Genomic DNA, 16,605 nt, shown 5'->3' with positions numbered 1-16,605 from the left:
ATGCGCAAAGGCTTGATCACCCTCGTCGCGGCGGCCGCCCTCGTGGGCACGGCGTGCTCGCCCAGCCTCGAGGAGCCGTCCGACCTGCCCCCGGGCGTCGACCCCACGCCCACCTCGATGTCCGCACCGGCGCAGGCCCACCCACCGGAGGGCCGGGTGACCACACCGCCAGGCGACCAGGGCCCGGAGTGCACGGCCGACGACATCCAGGTCACCGGCGAGTTCGGGCAGAAGCCGGAGATCACCATCCCGGAGAACTGCGCGCCGCCGAAAACCCTGCTCACCCGCGACCTCGTCGAGGGCACCGGTCCCGCGGCTGAGCCCGGGGACACGCTGCGGATGAACTACGCGCTGGTCACCTGGTCGAACGGCCAGATGCTGGAGAACTCCTTCGACCGGAACCAGCCGTACCCGGTGGTGCTTGGCCAGGGCGACGTCATCGCCGGCTGGGACGAGGGCCTGGTGGGCATCAAGCAGAGCGGCCGCCGCCTGCTCGTGGTGCCGCCGGACAAGGGTTACGGCCACCAGCAGGGACACGAGCTGCAGCACGAGACGTTGGTCTTCGTCGTCGACGCCGTCCAGGTCACCCCCGCCAGCTGAGCACGCCCGTCGCCCGGGGCAGCACGCCCCGGGCGACGCGCGTGTTTGCGGTTCGCGTCGTCGTGTTTGCCGCTCGCGTCGCCGGGATGGTCCTCCGCGACCGGCATCGGCAGGCGGCGGGCGTGGGGGCGTCCGGGAGCGGGTGCCGGGCCGGCCTCAGGGCTTGAGCAGGAGCTTGCCGGTGCTGCGCCGGCCCTCCAGGTCCTCGTGGGCCCGGCGGACGTCGGCCAGCGGGTAGGTGCCGCCGATCCGCACCCGCAGCCGGCCGGAGGTCACCGCGTCGAACAGCTCGCCCGCCCGCCAGTCGATCTCCTCCCGGGTCCGAGTGTGGTCGCCGAGCTTGGGCCGGGTCAGGAACACCGAGCCGGCCGCGTTGAGCCGCTGCGGGTCGATCGGCGGCACCGGGCCGCTGGCGGCCCCGAACAGCGCCAGCATGCCCCGCACCCGCAGGCTCGCCAGACTTCCGTCTACAGTGGACCTGCCGACGCCGTCGTAGGCCACCGCGACCCCCTCGCCGCCGGTCAGCCGGCGCACCTCCTCGGCGAAGTCCACCTCGTCGTACCGGATCACCTCGTCCACGCCGGCCTCCCGCGCCAGCTCCGCCTTCTCGGCGGTCGACACCGTGCCGAGCACCCGCGCGCCACGCGCCTTGGCGAGCTGGGTGAGCAGCAGGCCCACGCCGCCGGCCGCCGCGTGCACCAGGACCGCGTCGCCCTCGCGCACCGGGTGGGTGGACGCCACCAGGTAGTGCGCGGTCATCCCCTGCAGCAGCAGCGCGGCGGCGGTGTCGTCGTCGACGCCGTCCGGGACCCGCACGGCCACGTCGGCCGGCACCAGCGCCCGCCGCGCGTAGCCACCCAGCACGCCCTGCCACGCCACCCGGTCACCGGGCCGGAACCCGGTGACCTCGGCGCCCACGGCCGCGACCGTGCCCGCGCCCTCCTGGCCCAGCACGAACGGCAGGTCCACCGGGTAGATCCCGCCGCGCTGGTAGGTGTCGATGTAGTTCACCCCGGCGGCGGCCACGTCCACCAGGAGCTGCCGGGGGCCCGGCGGCCCGACCTCGACCTCGCCGACCTCGAGCACCTCGGGCCCGCCGGTGCGCCGCACCTGTACCGCCGTGGGCATGCCGTCCTCCTCGCCTCGCAGGGGTGATCTTTTCCGCCTGTGCCAACTATGGCCACCGCCACGATGTTCCGCGCCGCGGGCCCTGGGCCTCTAGACTTCGTGCTCGTGGCTGAGCAGACCGAGAAGGCGACCCCGGAGCCAACCGAGGCCCAACTGGACGCGGCGCGCGGCTTCGTCGAGCGGCACGGCAAGCCGGCGCGGGGCGTGGTGGAGTACATCGGCCGGGTCGGCGCGCGGGTGGTGCTGGTCGGCGCCGACGGCGCGCTGGGTGACGTGATCGTGCCCGACGTGGCGACCGGCGAGGCGCTCGTCGCGGCCGTGCCCGACCTGGAGCCCGCCGAGTGGGACGCCGAGACGGTGAACTCCACCGCGATCGGGCCCGAGCACCGGCGGCGGATGGCCGGCTCGCCACTGCACCGATGAGCCCAGCGCCGATGAGCCCAGTGCCGGTGAGCGAGGTCGTGCTGGCCAGCTGCGCCAAGCTGCCCGAGGGTGACGGCGACGAGCGGGCGCTGCCGGACGCGCTGGCCGAGGTGGGCGTGTCCGCGCGGTGGGCGCCCTGGGACGACCCCGGCGTCGACTTCGCCGCCGCCGATCTGGTGATCGTGCGCTCCACCTGGGACTACACCGACCGGCGGGACGAGTTCCTCGCGTGGTGCGACCGGGCGCCGGGGCTGCGCAATCCGGCGCGGGTGGTCCGGTGGAACACCGACAAGGCGTACCTGCCCGAGCTGGCCGCGGCCGGGGTGCCGGCCGTGCCGACCGAGCTGGTGGCGCCGGGTGTCACGCCGGCGTGGCCGGACGTCGAGTTCGTGCTGAAGCCGGCGGTGGGGGTCGGCTCGATCGGGGCGGCCCGGTTCGTGCCGGGGGCGCGGGACGAGGCCGAGCGGCACCTGGCCACCCTGCACGGTGCCGGGCACACCGTGCTGGTGCAGCCCTACCAGTCGCATGTGGATGCCGAAGGCGAGACGGCGCTGGTGTTCTTCGGCGGGATCTACTCGCACGCGTTCACCAAGGGCGCGATGCTCACCGGGTCCGATCTGGACGGATCGGGGCTGTACGTGTCGGAGCGGCTCGGGGTGGCCGAGCCGGAGCCGGCGTTCCGCAGGGTGGCGGAGGACGTGCTGGACGCGGCGGCGGGCGTGCTGGGCGTGCCGCGCGGCGAGCTGCTGTACGCGCGGGTGGACCTGCTCCGCGGCGTGGACGGCGCGCCGCTGCTGCTGGAGCTAGAGCTCACCGAGCCCTCACTCGGCTTTCGCTACGCCGACCCCGCCGCCCCGCTCCGGTTCGCCTCGGCCGTCCGCCGCCAGCTCGCCGGATAGCCGCCGAACGGTCCGTCACACTCTCCGATGGGTAGGACGGGTTCGCGCGTGTAGCGGTGGACGACGCGCGGCCGCTGTGGTGTGGTGGGTTGCCGTCAGGGAACGGAGTCCGGCTAGCGCCGGGCGAACCGGCCCGGGGGAGCCGCGGCGCGGCGGAGCCGGTCGGCCTGCCGCCGGAGCCGCTCGGCCAGCTCCGGCGGGTCCTCCAGCACGAAGTCGACCTCCAGCCCGCCGAGCAGGAACACCAACGCGTGCGGGGAGTCCGCGCCGAGCCGCAGCCGGCAGTGGTCGGCGTCCACCGGCTCGATCCGCCCGTAGGTCGCCGCGGCCCGCGCGACCTCCGACTCCGCGGGCACCGCCAGCACCACCGTCGCCGTGTGCGGCCACGCCCTGGCCACGCTCGCGGTGACGAACGCCGCCGGGTTCCCGCCCGGCACCGGGCGCGGCGGGAACCGCGGCCCGGTCGGCGTCCGGCAGCGCATCCGGTCCACCCGGAACGTCCGCCAGCCCTCCCGCCCGCGGTCCCACGCCACCAGGTACCATCGCCCGCCCCAGGCGACCAGCTCGTGCGGCTCGGCCTCCCGCCGCTGCTCCCGACCGGCGCGGTCCCGGTAGTCGAACCGCAGGCACTCGCGGTCGCGGCAGGCGGCGGCCACCGCGGCCAACTCGGCGGCGTCCACCACCGGCCGTCCCGGGACGTCCACGGTGGACACCTGGAGGGCGCCGATCCGGCGGCGCAGCCGGTCCGGCAGCATCCGCTCCAGCTTCGCCAGCGCCCGCGGCGCCGTCTCCCCGACGCCGCCGACCCCGCTGCCGGCGGCGGTGCGCAGGCCCACCGCGACGGCCACGGCCTCCTCGTCGTCCAGCAGCAGCGGCGGTAGCGTCGCACCGGCCCCGAGCCGGTACCCGCCGGCCGGTCCCAGTGCCACCTCGACCGGATAGTCGAGTGCCCGCAGCGTGTCGACGTCCCGCCGCACGGTCCGGGTACTCACCCCGAGCCGCTCGGCCAACTCGGACCCCGGCCACTCGCGGCGACTCTGCAGCAGGCCGAGCAACGTCAGCAGCCGCGCGGAGGTCGTCTTCACGCTACTCAGTGTGGCAGCGATGGCGGACAGTTTCCGTCCTCGACAGGCCCTACCGGGCACGCACCAGCCAGGCCCGGACGGGTCCCTACGCGGGGCGCTTGACGAGCTTGGCGGCGAGGCGCTCCGGGCGGGGCCAGCGGACGTCGTGGGCCCAGCCGAGCTTCTCGAAGATCCAGATCAGCCGCGCGGAGATGTCCACCTGCCCGCGCAGCACGCCGTGCCGGGCGCAGGTCGGGTCCGCGTGGTGCGAGTTGTGCCACGACTCGCCCATCGACAGGATCGCCAGCGGCCAGAAGTTCGCCGCCTTGTCCCGACTGGTGAACGGCCGCGACCCGACCATGTGGCACACCGAGTTCACCGACCACGTCACGTGGTGCAGGAAGGCGATCCGCACCAGTCCGGCCCAGAAGAACGCGGTCACCGCACCCCACCACGACCAGGTGAGCAGGCCGCCCAGTGCCGCCGGCAGCGCGAGGCTCAACGTGATCCACAGCCAGAACAGCCGGTTCACCACCCGCAGATCGGGGTCGCCCACCAGGTCTGGTGCGAACCGCTCGTAGTTGGTCACCTCACGCTGGAACATCCAGCCCATGTGCGCGTGCCAGAACCCCCGCAGCAGCGCCGTCGGCGAGGTGCCGAACAGCCACGGCGAGTGCGGGTCACCCTCCCGGTCGGCGAAGGCGTGGTGCCGCCGGTGGCTGGCCACCCAGAAGATCACCGACCCCTGCACCGCCATGCTGCCGGCGATGGCCAGCGCGATCCGCAGCGGGCGGTTCGTCTTGAACGCGCCGTGGGTGAAGTACCGGTGATAGCCGACGGTGACGCCGAGCGTGGCCAGCGTGTAGAAGGCCACGGCCAGTCCGACGTCCACCCAGTTGAGCCCCCACCCCCAGGCGAACGGCACGGCCGCGACCAGCGCCAGGAACGGGATGAGCAGGAACGCCTTGAGGACGACCATCTCGACGGTGCTGCGCTGGCCGGAGACGATCGGTTTGGAAGCCGCCCGCTCGGCGGACGGGGCTGGTGCGCTGCTCATGACGTGGTGCGACCTCGATTTCGTAGGGGAGGGGCTCGTTAGTGGACAGCGGGGACGAACCGGATGAATCGCGGCTCGACCCCGGCCAGCCTAGCGGCGCACCGTGACCGGCGGACCGCCCGGAGGTGACGCCGAGGAAACAGCGAGCGGACTCCGCCACACCACGTCGGGGCTGGGGGTGACGAGGAAATCCGCGGTGTCCGGCTCACCGGGTGATCGCCAGCGCGGGCTCCGTGGCGGGGGAGTGGCCGACCGCGGGGCCACGGTCGCGGGCGGCGCACCAGAGCGTGGCGGTCGTGACGATCACCGCCATCGCGCCGAGCACGTGCAGCGACACCAGCTCCTCCGGCACTCCGAGCGCGTGCTGCAGCGACCCGAGGCCACCCTGCGCCAGCGCGACCGCCCAGGTCACCCCGTAGCGCCGCCACAGCCGGCGGTCGGCGCCCACCCTGAGCAGCTGCAGCCCGAACACCGCCAGCACCACCAGGTACGTCACCAGCATCGCGGCGTGCACCTGCACCAGTGTCTCGATCGGAGCCTGCAACCGCGGCACGTCCGAGTCGCCGCCGTGCGGCCCGGCACCGGTCACCGTGGTGCCGGCCACCAGCGTCCCGGCCAGCGCGACCACCAGCGCCACCAGCAGGCCCCGCCCCACCGGCGGCACCCGCCAACGCGGCGGCGTGTCGCCCTCGCCGAACGCGTGCAGCAGCACCGTCGCCAACCACACCAGCACCGTGGAGGCCAGGAAGTGGATCGCGACGGTCCACCAGAGCAGCCCGGTGAGCACGGTCAGCCCGCCGATCACGGCCTGCGCGACCACCCCGGCCGGCATCGTCCACGCCAGCGCGAGCAGCCGCTTCCGCTCCGGGTGGTCCAGCCACACCCGCCACGCCACCACCACACACAACGCCGCCACCAGCACGACGACCCCGGTGAGCATCCGGTTGCCGAACTCGATCCAGGTGTTCAGCGCCGCGTACTCGGGATGCTGGACGGGGAACATGCTGCCCTCGAAGCACTGCGGCCAGGTGGGGCAGGCCAGCCCGGAGCCGGTGACCCGGACGATCGACCCGGTGACACCGATGCCGCCCTGGGCGATGATCGCGGCGATCGCCGCGCCCCGCTGGAGCGTCGCGGACGGGTAGGGCAGGCGCGCGATCAGCCGGGATATCTGCACGAATCGATGGTAATGAGCGGCTAGGCCAGCCGTGTCGTCCGGGTGGCCAGCGCACCGGCCGCGACCGCCCAGGCCAGCAGCACCAGCACCGGCGCCGGGGTGAACGCCCCGTCGGTCAGCGCGGCCCGCAGGCCCTCGGCCAGCGCGCCGGACGGCAGCAGCCGCACGAGGTCGCCGACCACCCCGGGCAGCGCCGCCGGGGCGAGCAGGATGCCGCCGGCGAGCAGCAGCACGAACCAGACGATGTTCGCCAGCGCCAGCACCGCCTCGGCCCGCAGCGCCCCGCCGAGCAGCACACCCAGCGCGCCGAACGCCAGCGTCCCGACCACCAGCAGCACCGCGCCGGCGAGCAACCCCGACGCCGACGGCGACCAGCCGAGCAGCGCGGCCACCCCGCCGAGCACGGCCACCTGCAGCACGACCACCACCAGCGCGGCCAGCAGCCGACCGGCGACCAGCAGCCAGCGCGGCAGCGCGGTGGCCGCCAGCCGCTTGAGCACGCCGTAGCGCCGGTCGAAGCCCAGCGCGATGGCCTGCCCGGTGAACGCCGACGACATCACCGCGAGGGCCAGGATGCGCGGCGCCACCCAGTCCACCCGCGCCGCGCCGTCCGGCGCGCCGAGCGGCAGGACGTCCAGCAGGGTGAGCCCGACCAGCAGTGCCAGCGGGATCAGCAGGGTGAGCAGCACCTGCTCGCCGTGCCGCAGGGTCAACGCCGTCTCCACCCGCGCGTGGGTGAGCAGCATGTGCCCCAGCCGACCGCGGCCGGGCGCGGGGGTGAAGGTGCCCGACGCGAACCGGGACCCGGTCTCGGCGGTCACGGGCGCGGCTCCCGTCCGGTCAGCTCCAGGAAGACCTCCTCCAGGTCTCGCCGGCCGACGTGCAGCTCCTCGGCCAGCACCCCGTGCTGGGCGCACCACGCGGTGACCGTCGACACGACCTGCGGGTCCACCAGCCCCTCGACCCGGTAGGCGCCGGGGGAGGACTCGCGGACCAGGTAGCCCTCGGGCAGCGCGGCGGAGAGCAGCTCGATGTCCAGCCCGGGCCGGGCGCGGAAGCGGAGCTGCGCGGCCTCGGCCCGCTCGGCGGTCAGGGCGTGCGGCGAGCCCTGCGCGACGACCCGGCCGTGGTCGACGATCACCACGGTGTCGGCCAGCGCCTCGGCCTCCTCCATCCGGTGGGTGGTGAGCAGCACGCTCACCCCGTCCGCGCGCAGCGCCCCGAGCAGCTCCCAGACCAGCCGGCGGGCCTGCGGGTCCATGCCGGCGGTGGGCTCGTCGAGGAACACCAGCTCGGGCCGGCCGACCAGCGCGCAGGCCAGGGACAGTCGCTGCTGCTGGCCGCCGGAGAGCCGTTTGAACGGGGTGCGTCGTACCGGGCCGAGGCCGAGCACGTCGAGCAGCCACGCCGGGTCCAGCGGCCGGGCGGCGCAGGCGGCCACCAGCCCGAGCATCTCGTCGGCGCGCACCCCGGGGTAGGCCCCGCCGCCCTGCGGCATCACCCCGATCCGCGGGCGCAGCGCGGCGCCGTCCCGCGCCGGGTCGAGCCCGAGGACGCGCACGGTGCCGGTGTCCGGCCGCAGGAATCCCTCGCACACCTCGACGGTGGTGGTCTTGCCCGCGCCGTTGGGGCCGAGGAGGGCCAGCAGCGTGCCACGGGGCAGGTCGAGGTCGAGGCCGTCGACCGCCGTGGTGCCGCCGAAACGCTTCACCAGCCCGGTGATCTGGACGGCGGGTGCACTCACAACCGGTAAGGGTACGGCGTCACGCGGCGCGCCCGCCTCCGGCGTCGGGTAGCCGAGGCGACGGAACTCGGGAGGTGCGCGCGCACGTCAGGGCGTGGGCCGGCTCGAGCGGTGCTACCCGCCGATCGGGGCTCGCCGCTCCCGCCGGAACACCATCGGCGCGACCCGGTGGACCACCAGCACCGCCAGCACCACCACCACGGCGGCGGCCAGGTGCGCCTGCGCCACCACGTAGGACCGGCCCTCGAAAGTGCCGCCGGTGGGGGAGATGAGCAGCGCGAGCACGGCGCTGACCGCGGTCGCCACCACCCGGAACCGGGACGTGCCGGCCGCCGCGGCGAGCGGGATCACCGCCCACAGCAGCCACCACGGCTGCATCGAGACGTGCAGCATCATGAACGCGCCCAGCGACACGCCGAGCCCGATCATCGGCCGGTAGCGCCAGCGGAAGCTGTCCCACAGGAACTTCACGGTGATGGCGGCGGCCACCCCGTAGCCGAGCAGGCCGAGGATCGCGATCAGCGACGCGGTGTGGTTGCCGAGGCCCAGCGCGATGCCGAGGACCCCGCCGAGCTGCGCGAGCTCGCTGACCGGGGAGAGCAGGCTCCACACCGCGCCGGGGGTGCCGAGCGCGCCGATCCAACCGAAGCCGAGCCCGGTGCCGACACAGACGGCGACGGTCACCACCACGAACACCGCCGCCATCAGCGCGCCCGCGCGGAGCAGGTCGACCAGCCGGCCGTGCCAGCGGCGAGCGATCATCACGCCGAAGAAGCCGAGCGCCACGATCGCGTGGATCTTGACCATCGCGCCCAGGGTGATCACCGTGGCGCCGAGCACGATGAACGGGATCTCTCCCCGGGCCAGCGGGGGTGGGCTGTCGCCCTTGACCCGCACCGGTAGCCGGCGGATCCCCAACTCGAGGCCGGCCATCATCAGCCCGATGCCGAGCGCCTCGTTGTGCGCGCCGGCGACCAGGTGGAACAGCACCAGCGGGTTCGCCGCGCCCAGCCACAGCGCGGTGGTCGGCTGCACCCCGAACCGGGCGGCCAGCCGGGGCAGTGCCCACACGATGAGCACCAACCCGACCAGCGCCACCGCGCGCTGCAGCAGCACCCCGCCGGTGATGTTGGTGCCGGTCACCGCGGAGATCCAGCTGCCGACGGTGAGGAAGAGCGGACCGTACGGCGCCGGTGTCTCCTTCCAGATGTTGGACACGCCGCTGGTGAGCGGGTCGGCGATGCCGAGTGCCTCGGCCGGGCCGAGCGCGTACGGGTCCATCCCGCGGTGCACGATCTCGCTCTGCGCGAGGTAGCTGTAGACGTCACGGGAGAACAGCGGGGGGATCACCGCCAGTGGCGCCGCCCACACCACGAGCGTGCGGTAGAGGTCGCCGCGGCCGGCCATCCGTTCGCGGCCGGGCCGGGCGAACCGGCCCAGCAGCAGCCAGCCGATGACCATCATCGCCATCCCGGTCAGCGCGACGGCCAGCGAGACGGTCGGGATGCGGGCGAACAGCCGCAGCACCGGTAGCTCGAGCACCGGGTTGCGGACCGGCGCCGCGCCCGCGCCGAGCGAGCCGAACGCGAGGAAGAGCGCGCCGACCGTGCCGAACAGTCGCACCACGGTGAAGGCGTGCCGCTCCTGTCCGGTCAGCGGCGCCGCGGGGCGTGGCCGCACCGGGGACCTGTCGGCCATGAGAACGGTGTCGCCGGTCGCGCCCGGCTGCCGCTCCGCCTCGCTGTTGCCCGCTGCCACGCCCGAGAGCGTATCGATTCGCCGGTCGACGTGAGTCCGGTCACCACGATCCCGGCGATCTTTGCCCCTCCCGGCGAAATACGACACAATTGTGTTGTGAAAAACCAGGGCACCTCCCGGCACCAGCGGAGCGGCGCGTCCGGCGCGGCTCCGGCGGGCACCGGCGTGCCCGGGGTCGGGGCTCCCGCCGCTCCCGCTGTGTCCTCGATCGAGGGGCGCACCCGGCACGAGGTCGCCCGGCTGCTGCTCGAGCAGGGGCCGATCACCGCGGCGGCCGTCGCCGACGAGCTGGGCATCAGCCCCACCGCCGTGCGCCGGCACCTGGACACGCTGCTGGCCGACGGCGAGGCGGAGACCAGGGACGCGCCCCGGCGCGGCCCGCGCGGCCGGGGTCGCCCGGCCAAGCTCTTCCTGCTCACCGAGCCGGGCCGGGCCCGGTTCGGGCACGCCTACGACGACCTCGCCGTCGCCGCGATCCGCTTCCTCGCCGAGCACGTCGGGGAGGACGCGGTACGGGCGTTCGCCGAGCGCAGGGTCGCCGCGCTGGTCGGCCCGCACCGGGAGGCGATCGCCAACGCCGGCGACGCCGCGGCCAGGGCGGAGGCCCTCGCCACCGCCCTGACCAGGGAGGGCTACGCTGCGTCGACCCGTGCGGTCGGCGCACCGGGCGTGGCGGCGGGCGCGCAACTGTGCCAGCACCACTGCCCGGTCGCGCACGTGGCGGCCGAGTTCCCGCAGCTGTGCGAGGCCGAGACCGAGGCCTTCGCGGAGCTGCTCGGGACGCACGTGCAGCGGCTGGCGACCATCGCGCGCGGCGACGCCGCGTGCACCACGCACGTACCCGTCTCCTCGGCGGGTAGCCCGGGAGCCCCGCTGCCGGGCAGCACACCGCCTTACCGGGCGGCACACGGGCAGCCGCCCGGGCCGGCCGAGGGGCGAACCGCAGGAACTGCGAATGGAGGCAACACCGCATGACTGCCGCTGCCGAGCAGCGCACTCCCACCACGGCGCCCCTGTCCCAGGAAGAGACCATCGACTCGCTGGGCAAGTACGCCTACGGCTGGGCCGACTCGGACGTCGCGGGCTCCAGCGCCCGCCGGGGGCTGAACGAGGATGTCGTTCGCGACATCTCCGCGAAGAAGTCCGAGCCGGAGTGGATGCGCGAGGCGCGCCTGAAGGCGCTGAAGCTGTTTGAGCGCAAGCCGATGCCGAACTGGGGTGCCGATCTCTCGGGGATCGACTTCGACAAGATCAAGTACTTCGTGCGCTCGACCGAGAAGCAGGCGACCAGCTGGGACGAGCTGCCCGAGGACATCAAGCGCACCTACGACAAGCTGGGCATCCCGGAGGCGGAGAAGCAGCGCCTGATCGCCGGTGTCGCCGCCCAGTACGAGTCCGAGGTCGTCTACCACAAGATCCGCGAGGATCTGGAGTCCCAGGGCGTGCTCTTCCTGGACACCGACACCGGGCTCAGGGAGCACCCCGAGCTGTTCAAGGAGTACTTCGGCTCGGTGATCCCGGCCGGTGACAACAAGTTCTCCGCGCTGAACACCGCGGTGTGGTCCGGCGGGTCGTTCATCTACGTGCCGCCGGGCGTGCACGTCGACATCCCGCTGCAGGCCTACTTCCGGATCAACACGGAGAACATGGGCCAGTTCGAGCGGACGCTGATCATCGTCGACGAGGGCGCCTACGTGCACTACGTCGAGGGCTGCACCGCGCCGATCTACCAGTCCGACTCGCTGCACTCGGCGGTCGTGGAGATCATCGTGAAGAAGGGTGCCCGCTGCCGCTACACGACGATCCAGAACTGGTCGAACAACGTCTACAACCTGGTCACCAAGCGCGCCAAGGCCGAGGAAGGCGCGACCATGGAGTGGATCGACGGCAACATCGGCTCCAAGGTGACGATGAAGTACCCGTCGGTGTTCCTGATGGGCGAGCACGCCAAGGGCGAGGTGCTCTCCGTCGCGTTCGCCGGCGAGGGCCAGCACCAGGACGCCGGCGCGAAGATGGAGCACCTGGCGCCGTACACCTCCTCGACGATCATGTCGAAGTCGGTGGCCCGCGGCGGCGGTCGCACCTCCTACCGCGGCCTCGTGCGGGTGGCGAAGCGGGCGCACCACGCCAAGTCCAGCGTGGTCTGCGACGCGTTGCTGGTCGACACCATCTCGCGGTCGGACACCTACCCCTACGTCGACATCCGCAACGACGAGGTGTCGATGGGGCACGAGGCGACCGTGTCGAAGGTCAGCGAGGACCAACTGTTCTACCTGATGTCGCGCGGGCTCTCCGAGGAGGAGGCCATGGCGATGGTGGTGCGCGGGTTCGTCGAGCCCATCGCCAGGGAGCTGCCGATGGAGTACGCGCTGGAGTTGAACCGACTGATCGAGCTGCAGATGGAAGGGGCCGTCGGCTGACATGACGGTGACGGAGCACAACACCGGCGCTGGCGCGGCGAACGCGGCCGCCGCCGCGGAGGCCGTCGTTCCGGCGACCTCCCGCGGCGAGCGCTTCACGTCCTACGACGTCGAGGCGTTCGAGGTGCCGAGCGGCCGCGAGGAGAACTGGCGGTTCACGCCGATGAAGCGGCTGCGGGGCCTGCACGACGGCTCCGCGACCGCCACCGGCGAGATCAAGGTCGACGCCGACGCCGCGCCCGAGGTGCGGGTGGAGACCGTGTCCCGCGACGACGAGCGGCTCGGCGCCGCGGGGGTGCCCAGTGACCGGATCGCCGCGCAGGCCCACTCCGCCTTCACCACGGCCACCGTCGTCACGGTGCCGAAGGAGGCCAGGGCGAGCCGGCCCAGCGTGATCCGGGTGACCGGGCCGGGCGAGGGGAGGACCGCCTACGGCCACCTGCAGGTGCGGGCCGAGCCCTTCGCCGAGGCCGTGATCGTGCTCGACCACGTCGGCTCGGGCACCTACGCCGACAACGTCGAGTTCGTCATCGGCGATTCGGCGAAGCTCACCGTGCTCAGCGTGCAGGACTGGGCCGACGACGCGGTGCACGTGTCGGAGCAGCACCTGAAGCTGGGCCGGGACGCCGCGCTCAAGCACACCGTGGTGACCCTCGGTGGTGACCTGGTGCGCGTGTCGCCCACCGCGAGGTTCGCCGACCGCGGTGGCGAGGTGGACATGCTCGGCCTGTACTTCGCCGACGCCGGCCAGCACCAGGAGCACCGGCTGTTCGTCGACCACGCGGTGCCGAACTGCCGCTCCAACGTGCTCTACAAGGGCGCCCTGCAGGGCGACGACGCGCACGGCGTGTGGATCGGCGACGTGCTGATCCGCGCCGCCGCCGAGGGCACCGAGACCTTCGAGCTGAACCGGAACCTGGTGCTGACCCCGGGTGCGCGTGCCGACTCGGTGCCGAACCTGGAGATCGAGACCGGCGAGATCGCCGGCGCCGGGCACGCCAGCGCGACGGGAAGGTTCGACGACGAGCAGTTGTTCTACCTGCAGTCGCGGGGAGTCCCGGAGGAGCAGGCCCGGCGCCTCGTGGTGCGCGGGTTCTTCCAGGAGATCCTGATGAAGATCGACGTTCCCGAGGTGCGCGAGCGCCTGGAAGCGGCGATCGAAGCCGAGTTGCGGGCCGTCGGAGCCTGACCCCCAGTTTTCCGCCACACAGGAGAAGACAAGAAGCAATGGCCACACTGGAAATCAAGGACCTGCACGCCGCCGTCACCACCGACGAGGGCGCCAAGGAGATCCTCAAGGGCGTCGACCTGACGATCCGCTCGGGCGAGACGCACGCGATCATGGGCCCGAACGGCTCCGGCAAGTCCACGCTGTCCTACGCCATCGCCGGCCACCCGAAGTACGAGGTGACCTCCGGCGAGGTGCTGCTGGACGGCGAGAACGTGCTGGAGATGAGTGTCGACGAGCGTGCCCGCGCGGGCCTGTTCCTCGCCATGCAGTACCCGGTCGAGGTGCCCGGCGTGTCGATGTCGAACTTCCTGCGTACCGCCGCCACCGCCGTCCGCGGCGAGGCGCCGAAGCTGCGGCACTGGGTGAAGGAGGTCAAGGACGAGATGGCCAAGCTGGACATCTCGGCCGAGTTCGCCGAGCGCAGCGTCAACGAGGGCTTCTCTGGCGGTGAGAAGAAGCGCCACGAGATCCTGCAGCTCGCGCTGCTGCGCCCGAAGTTCGCGATCCTGGACGAGACCGACTCCGGCCTCGACGTCGACGCGCTGCGCGTGGTGTCCGACGCGGTCAACGACTACAAGGCGAGCAACGACGTGGGCGTCATGCTGATCACCCACTACACCCGGATCCTCAAGCACATCAGGCCGGACTTCGTGCACGTCTTCGCCGGCGGCCGGATCGTCGAGTCCGGCGGCGTCGAGCTGGCCGACCAGCTGGAGGAGACGGGCTACGTGAAGTACATCGGCAAGCAGGAGCCGGCCAGCGTCTGAGCACCGGCGCACCGTTCCCGGATTCCCACCCACCACACGGAAGGAGTTGGCGCGAGATGACCGCCGTTCGGTCCGACACAGCGCCCCTGGACGTCGCCGCGCTGCGTGCCGACTTTCCCATCCTGTCGCGCACCGTGCGCGACGGGAAACCGCTGGTGTACCTGGACTCCGGGGCGACGTCGCAGCGGCCACGGCAGGTGCTCGACGCCGAGCGGCGGTTCCTGGAGACGTCCAACGCCGCGGTGCACCGCGGTGCGCACCAGTTGGCCGAGGAGGCCACCGACGCCTACGAGAACGCGCGCGCCGCGATCGCGGAGTTCGTCGGCGCCATCCCCGGTGAGCTGGTGTTCACCAAGAACGCGACCGAGGGGATCAACCTGGTCGCGTACGCGCTGAGCAACTCGGCCACCGCGGGCCCGGAGATGGCCCGGTTCACCCTCTCGGCCGGCGACGAGGTCGTGGTGACCGAGATGGAGCACCACGCGAACCTGGTGCCGTGGCAGCAACTGTGCCAGCGCACGGGCGCGACCCTGCGCTGGTTCGGGGTGACCGACGAGGGCCGGCTGGATCTGTCCAACCTGGACGAGCTGGTCACCGAGCGCACCAAGGTGGTGGCCTTCACCCACCAGTCCAACGTGCTCGGCACGGTGAACCCGGTGCGGACGCTCGTCGAGCGGGCGAACCGGGTGGGCGCGCTGACCGTGCTGGACGCCTGCCAGTCGGTGCCGCACGCGCCGGTGAACCTTCCCGCGCTCGGCGTGGACTTCGCCGTGTTCTCCGGGCACAAGATGCTCGGGCCCTCCGGGGTCGGCGTTCTCTACGGCCGGCGCGAGCTGCTCGAGGCGATGCCGCCGTTCCTCACCGGCGGCTCGATGATCGAGCTGGTCCGGATGGAGGGCTCCACGTTCGCGCCGCCGCCGCAGCGGTTCGAGGCCGGCGTGCCGATGACCTCCCAGGCGGTCGGCCTCGGCGCGGCGGTGGACTACCTGACCGCGGTCGGGATGGACCGGATCGCCGCGCACGAGCACACGCTGACCGAGGCGGCACTGGCCGGGCTCGGCGCGATCCCAGGGGTGCGCGTCATCGGGCCGACCGACCTGGCCGATCGCGGTGGGGCGGTGTCGTTCGTCGTCGACGGCGTGCACCCGCACGACGTGGGTCAGGTGCTGGACGGCCTCGGCGTCGCGGTCCGGGTCGGGCATCACTGTGCCTGGCCGCTGCACCGCAGGCTCGGCGTGCCGGCCAGCGTGCGCGCCTCGTTCTACCTCTACAACGATCTGTCCGACGTGGACGTGCTGGTGAGCGGGGTGCGGGAGGCGCAACGGTTCTTCGGGGTGGCGTCGTGAACCTGGACAGCATGTACCAGGAGATCATCCTGGACCACTACAAGAACCCGCACGGCCGCGGGCTGCGCGAGCCGTACGACGGCGAGTCGTTCCAGGTCAACCCGACCTGTGGGGACGAGGTCACGTTGCGGGTGCGGCTGGCCGGCGAGACGATCGAAGACGTGTCCTACGAGGGCCAGGGGTGCTCGATCAGCCAGGCGGCCACGTCGGTGCTGACCGACCTGGTGGTCGGGCGTACCGTCGGTGAGGCGACGCGGACGATGGACGCGTTCGTGGAGCTCATGCAGGGCCGGGGCGCGGTGGAGCCGGACGAGGACGTGCTCGAGGACGGCGTGGCCTTCGCCGGGGTGGCGAAGTACCCGGCGCGGGTGAAGTGCGCGCTGCTCGGCTGGATGGCCTTCAAGGACGCGGTGAACCGGGCCGGGATTTCGTTGCCCGGCAACGGGGCGAGCGGAAGCGAACGGCAAGGAGTGCAGTCATGAGTGACGAGACCGCGACCTCGACGCGCGAGGACAGCGGCACCGAGGTGCCGGAGCACCGAGCGGGCCGCACCGCGGCCGACCTGCCGGAGCAGCAGGCGCCGGCGGAGGTGGCCTCGGTGGAGGACGTCGAGGAGGCCATGCGCGACGTGGTCGACCCCGAGTTGGGCATCAACGTCGTCGACCTGGGCCTCGTCTACGACGTCCGGGTCGAGCCGGACAACACGGCGACCATCGACATGACGCTCACCTCGGCGGCCTGCCCGTTGACCGACGTGATCGAGGACCAGACCGCGTCGGTGCTGGTGGGCGGTGCCGGGTTGGTGAAGGACTTCCGGATCAACTGGGTCTGGATGCCGCCGTGGGGCCCGGAGAAGATCACCGAGGAGGGCCGCGAGCAGTTGCGCGCCCTCGGCTTCACCGTCTGACCCCACGGCGGCGTGTTCGCCGCTCCCGTCACCGTGGCCCTCCACGTCGTCGTGTTGGCCGTCCGCGTCAGCGCGTTGGCCATT

The 16,605-nt window shown here is 72.8% G+C and carries 17 protein-coding genes; 10 read left to right on the top strand and 7 right to left on the bottom strand.

The annotated features are described in order from the left end of the window. Nucleotides 1-600 carry an FKBP-type peptidyl-prolyl cis-trans isomerase gene (locus BM051_RS21485; protein WP_092533394.1) on the top strand — a complete coding sequence of 200 codons (600 nt, stop codon included), beginning with the start codon at nucleotides 1-3 and terminating at the stop codon, nucleotides 598-600. Between the two features lie 156 nt (nucleotides 601-756). On the opposite strand, the gene BM051_RS21480 is transcribed toward BM051_RS21485, so the two are convergent. After that, nucleotides 757-1,728 (bottom strand): quinone oxidoreductase family protein, encoded by a 972-nt coding sequence (locus BM051_RS21480; protein ID WP_092533391.1) that lies wholly within the window; start codon nucleotides 1,726-1,728, stop codon nucleotides 757-759. A gap of 105 nt (nucleotides 1,729-1,833) precedes the next feature. Between BM051_RS21480 and BM051_RS21475 the strand changes: the two genes are divergently transcribed. Both BM051_RS21475 and BM051_RS21470 read left to right on the top strand, forming a co-directional pair. Then, the gene (locus BM051_RS21475) at nucleotides 1,834-2,151 is read left to right on the top strand and encodes a hypothetical protein (RefSeq protein WP_092533821.1); all 318 of its coding nucleotides are present in this window, start codon (nucleotides 1,834-1,836) and stop codon (nucleotides 2,149-2,151) included. An 11-nt stretch (nucleotides 2,152-2,162) separates the two neighbouring features. Continuing rightward, a complete protein-coding gene (locus tag BM051_RS21470; RefSeq protein WP_092533388.1) occupies nucleotides 2,163-3,050 on the top strand; it encodes an ATP-grasp domain-containing protein in 888 nt (295 codons plus the stop codon). Nucleotides 3,051-3,163: 113 nt separating this feature from the next. On the opposite strand, the gene BM051_RS21465 is transcribed toward BM051_RS21470, so the two are convergent. The 6 genes from BM051_RS21465 to mptB form a co-directional block, all read right to left on the bottom strand. Continuing rightward, nucleotides 3,164-4,135: a helix-turn-helix transcriptional regulator gene (locus BM051_RS21465; protein ID WP_092533385.1), complete on the bottom strand. Its 972-nt coding sequence runs from the start codon at nucleotides 4,133-4,135 to the stop codon at nucleotides 3,164-3,166. 85 nt (nucleotides 4,136-4,220) lie between these two features. Then, complete coding sequence (locus BM051_RS21460) at nucleotides 4,221-5,171, bottom strand: acyl-CoA desaturase (RefSeq protein ID WP_092533382.1); 951 nt, start codon at nucleotides 5,169-5,171, stop codon at nucleotides 4,221-4,223. A 205-nt stretch (nucleotides 5,172-5,376) separates the two neighbouring features. After that, a complete protein-coding gene (locus tag BM051_RS21455; RefSeq protein ID WP_092533379.1) occupies nucleotides 5,377-6,348 on the bottom strand; it encodes a COX15/CtaA family protein in 972 nt (323 codons plus the stop codon). Between the two features lie 20 nt (nucleotides 6,349-6,368). After that, a complete protein-coding gene (locus BM051_RS21450; protein WP_092533818.1) occupies nucleotides 6,369-7,094 on the bottom strand; it encodes an ABC transporter permease in 726 nt (241 codons plus the stop codon). A 71-nt stretch (nucleotides 7,095-7,165) separates the two neighbouring features. Next, nucleotides 7,166-8,092: an ABC transporter ATP-binding protein gene (locus tag BM051_RS21445; protein WP_092533376.1), complete on the bottom strand. Its 927-nt coding sequence runs from the start codon at nucleotides 8,090-8,092 to the stop codon at nucleotides 7,166-7,168. A 114-nt stretch (nucleotides 8,093-8,206) separates the two neighbouring features. Further along, nucleotides 8,207-9,790: a polyprenol phosphomannose-dependent alpha 1,6 mannosyltransferase MptB gene (mptB, locus tag BM051_RS21440; protein WP_092533815.1), complete on the bottom strand. Its 1,584-nt coding sequence runs from the start codon at nucleotides 9,788-9,790 to the stop codon at nucleotides 8,207-8,209. A gap of 156 nt (nucleotides 9,791-9,946) precedes the next feature. Between mptB and BM051_RS21435 the strand changes: the two genes are divergently transcribed. From BM051_RS21435 to BM051_RS21405, 7 genes are read left to right on the top strand one after another with little or no spacing between them, the layout of a single operon-like run. Beyond that, nucleotides 9,947-10,825 (top strand): helix-turn-helix transcriptional regulator, encoded by an 879-nt coding sequence (locus BM051_RS21435; protein WP_092533373.1) that lies wholly within the window; start codon nucleotides 9,947-9,949, stop codon nucleotides 10,823-10,825. Continuing rightward, nucleotides 10,822-12,270 (top strand): Fe-S cluster assembly protein SufB, encoded by a 1,449-nt coding sequence (gene sufB, locus BM051_RS21430; RefSeq protein WP_092533370.1) that lies wholly within the window; start codon nucleotides 10,822-10,824, stop codon nucleotides 12,268-12,270. The genes BM051_RS21435 and sufB overlap by 4 nt, the downstream gene beginning before the upstream one ends. Before the next feature lies 1 nt (nucleotide 12,271). Then, on the top strand, nucleotides 12,272-13,459 hold the full coding sequence (gene sufD, locus BM051_RS21425) for a Fe-S cluster assembly protein SufD (protein ID WP_092533367.1): 1,188 nt from the start codon (nucleotides 12,272-12,274) through the stop codon (nucleotides 13,457-13,459). A 38-nt stretch (nucleotides 13,460-13,497) separates the two neighbouring features. Beyond that, nucleotides 13,498-14,268: a Fe-S cluster assembly ATPase SufC gene (sufC, locus tag BM051_RS21420; RefSeq protein ID WP_092533364.1), complete on the top strand. Its 771-nt coding sequence runs from the start codon at nucleotides 13,498-13,500 to the stop codon at nucleotides 14,266-14,268. 56 nt (nucleotides 14,269-14,324) lie between these two features. Then, on the top strand, nucleotides 14,325-15,614 hold the full coding sequence (locus tag BM051_RS21415; protein ID WP_092533361.1) for a cysteine desulfurase: 1,290 nt from the start codon (nucleotides 14,325-14,327) through the stop codon (nucleotides 15,612-15,614). Next, a complete protein-coding gene (gene sufU / locus BM051_RS21410; protein ID WP_092533358.1) occupies nucleotides 15,611-16,096 on the top strand; it encodes a Fe-S cluster assembly sulfur transfer protein SufU in 486 nt (161 codons plus the stop codon). The genes BM051_RS21415 and sufU overlap by 4 nt, the downstream gene beginning before the upstream one ends. Beyond that, a complete protein-coding gene (locus BM051_RS21405; RefSeq protein ID WP_092533354.1) occupies nucleotides 16,093-16,521 on the top strand; it encodes a metal-sulfur cluster assembly factor in 429 nt (142 codons plus the stop codon). The genes sufU and BM051_RS21405 overlap by 4 nt, the downstream gene beginning before the upstream one ends. Nucleotides 16,522-16,605 lie beyond the last annotated feature (84 nt).

It is taken from the genome of Amycolatopsis arida, from assembly GCF_900115565.1.
Classification (GTDB): Bacteria; Actinomycetota; Actinomycetes; order Mycobacteriales; family Pseudonocardiaceae; genus Yuhushiella; species Yuhushiella arida.
The sequence above is the reverse complement of the archived record's forward strand: the minus strand, read 5'-3'. Positions and strand labels throughout refer to the sequence as shown.

Bases quoted from the DNA above. Each gene is read 5' to 3' on its own strand.
- BM051_RS21485 (WP_092533394.1), top strand. From the start codon at position 1: ATGCGCAAAGGCTTGATCACCCTCGTCGCGGCGGCCGCCCTCGTGGGC.
- BM051_RS21480 (WP_092533391.1), bottom strand. From the start codon at position 1,728: ATGCCCACGGCGGTACAGGTGCGGCGCACCGGCGGGCCCGAGGTGCTC.
- BM051_RS21470 (WP_092533388.1), top strand. From the start codon at position 2,163: ATGAGCCCAGTGCCGGTGAGCGAGGTCGTGCTGGCCAGCTGCGCCAAG.
- BM051_RS21460 (WP_092533382.1), bottom strand. From the start codon at position 5,171: ATGAGCAGCGCACCAGCCCCGTCCGCCGAGCGGGCGGCTTCCAAACCG.
- BM051_RS21450 (WP_092533818.1), bottom strand. From the start codon at position 7,094: ATGCTGCTCACCCACGCGCGGGTGGAGACGGCGTTGACCCTGCGGCAC.
- mptB (WP_092533815.1), bottom strand. From the start codon at position 9,790: ATGGCCGACAGGTCCCCGGTGCGGCCACGCCCCGCGGCGCCGCTGACC.
- sufB (WP_092533370.1), top strand. From the start codon at position 10,822: ATGACTGCCGCTGCCGAGCAGCGCACTCCCACCACGGCGCCCCTGTCC.
- sufD (WP_092533367.1), top strand. From the start codon at position 12,272: ATGACGGTGACGGAGCACAACACCGGCGCTGGCGCGGCGAACGCGGCC.
- sufC (WP_092533364.1), top strand. From the start codon at position 13,498: ATGGCCACACTGGAAATCAAGGACCTGCACGCCGCCGTCACCACCGAC.
- BM051_RS21415 (WP_092533361.1), top strand. From the start codon at position 14,325: ATGACCGCCGTTCGGTCCGACACAGCGCCCCTGGACGTCGCCGCGCTG.
- BM051_RS21405 (WP_092533354.1), top strand. From the start codon at position 16,093: ATGAGTGACGAGACCGCGACCTCGACGCGCGAGGACAGCGGCACCGAG.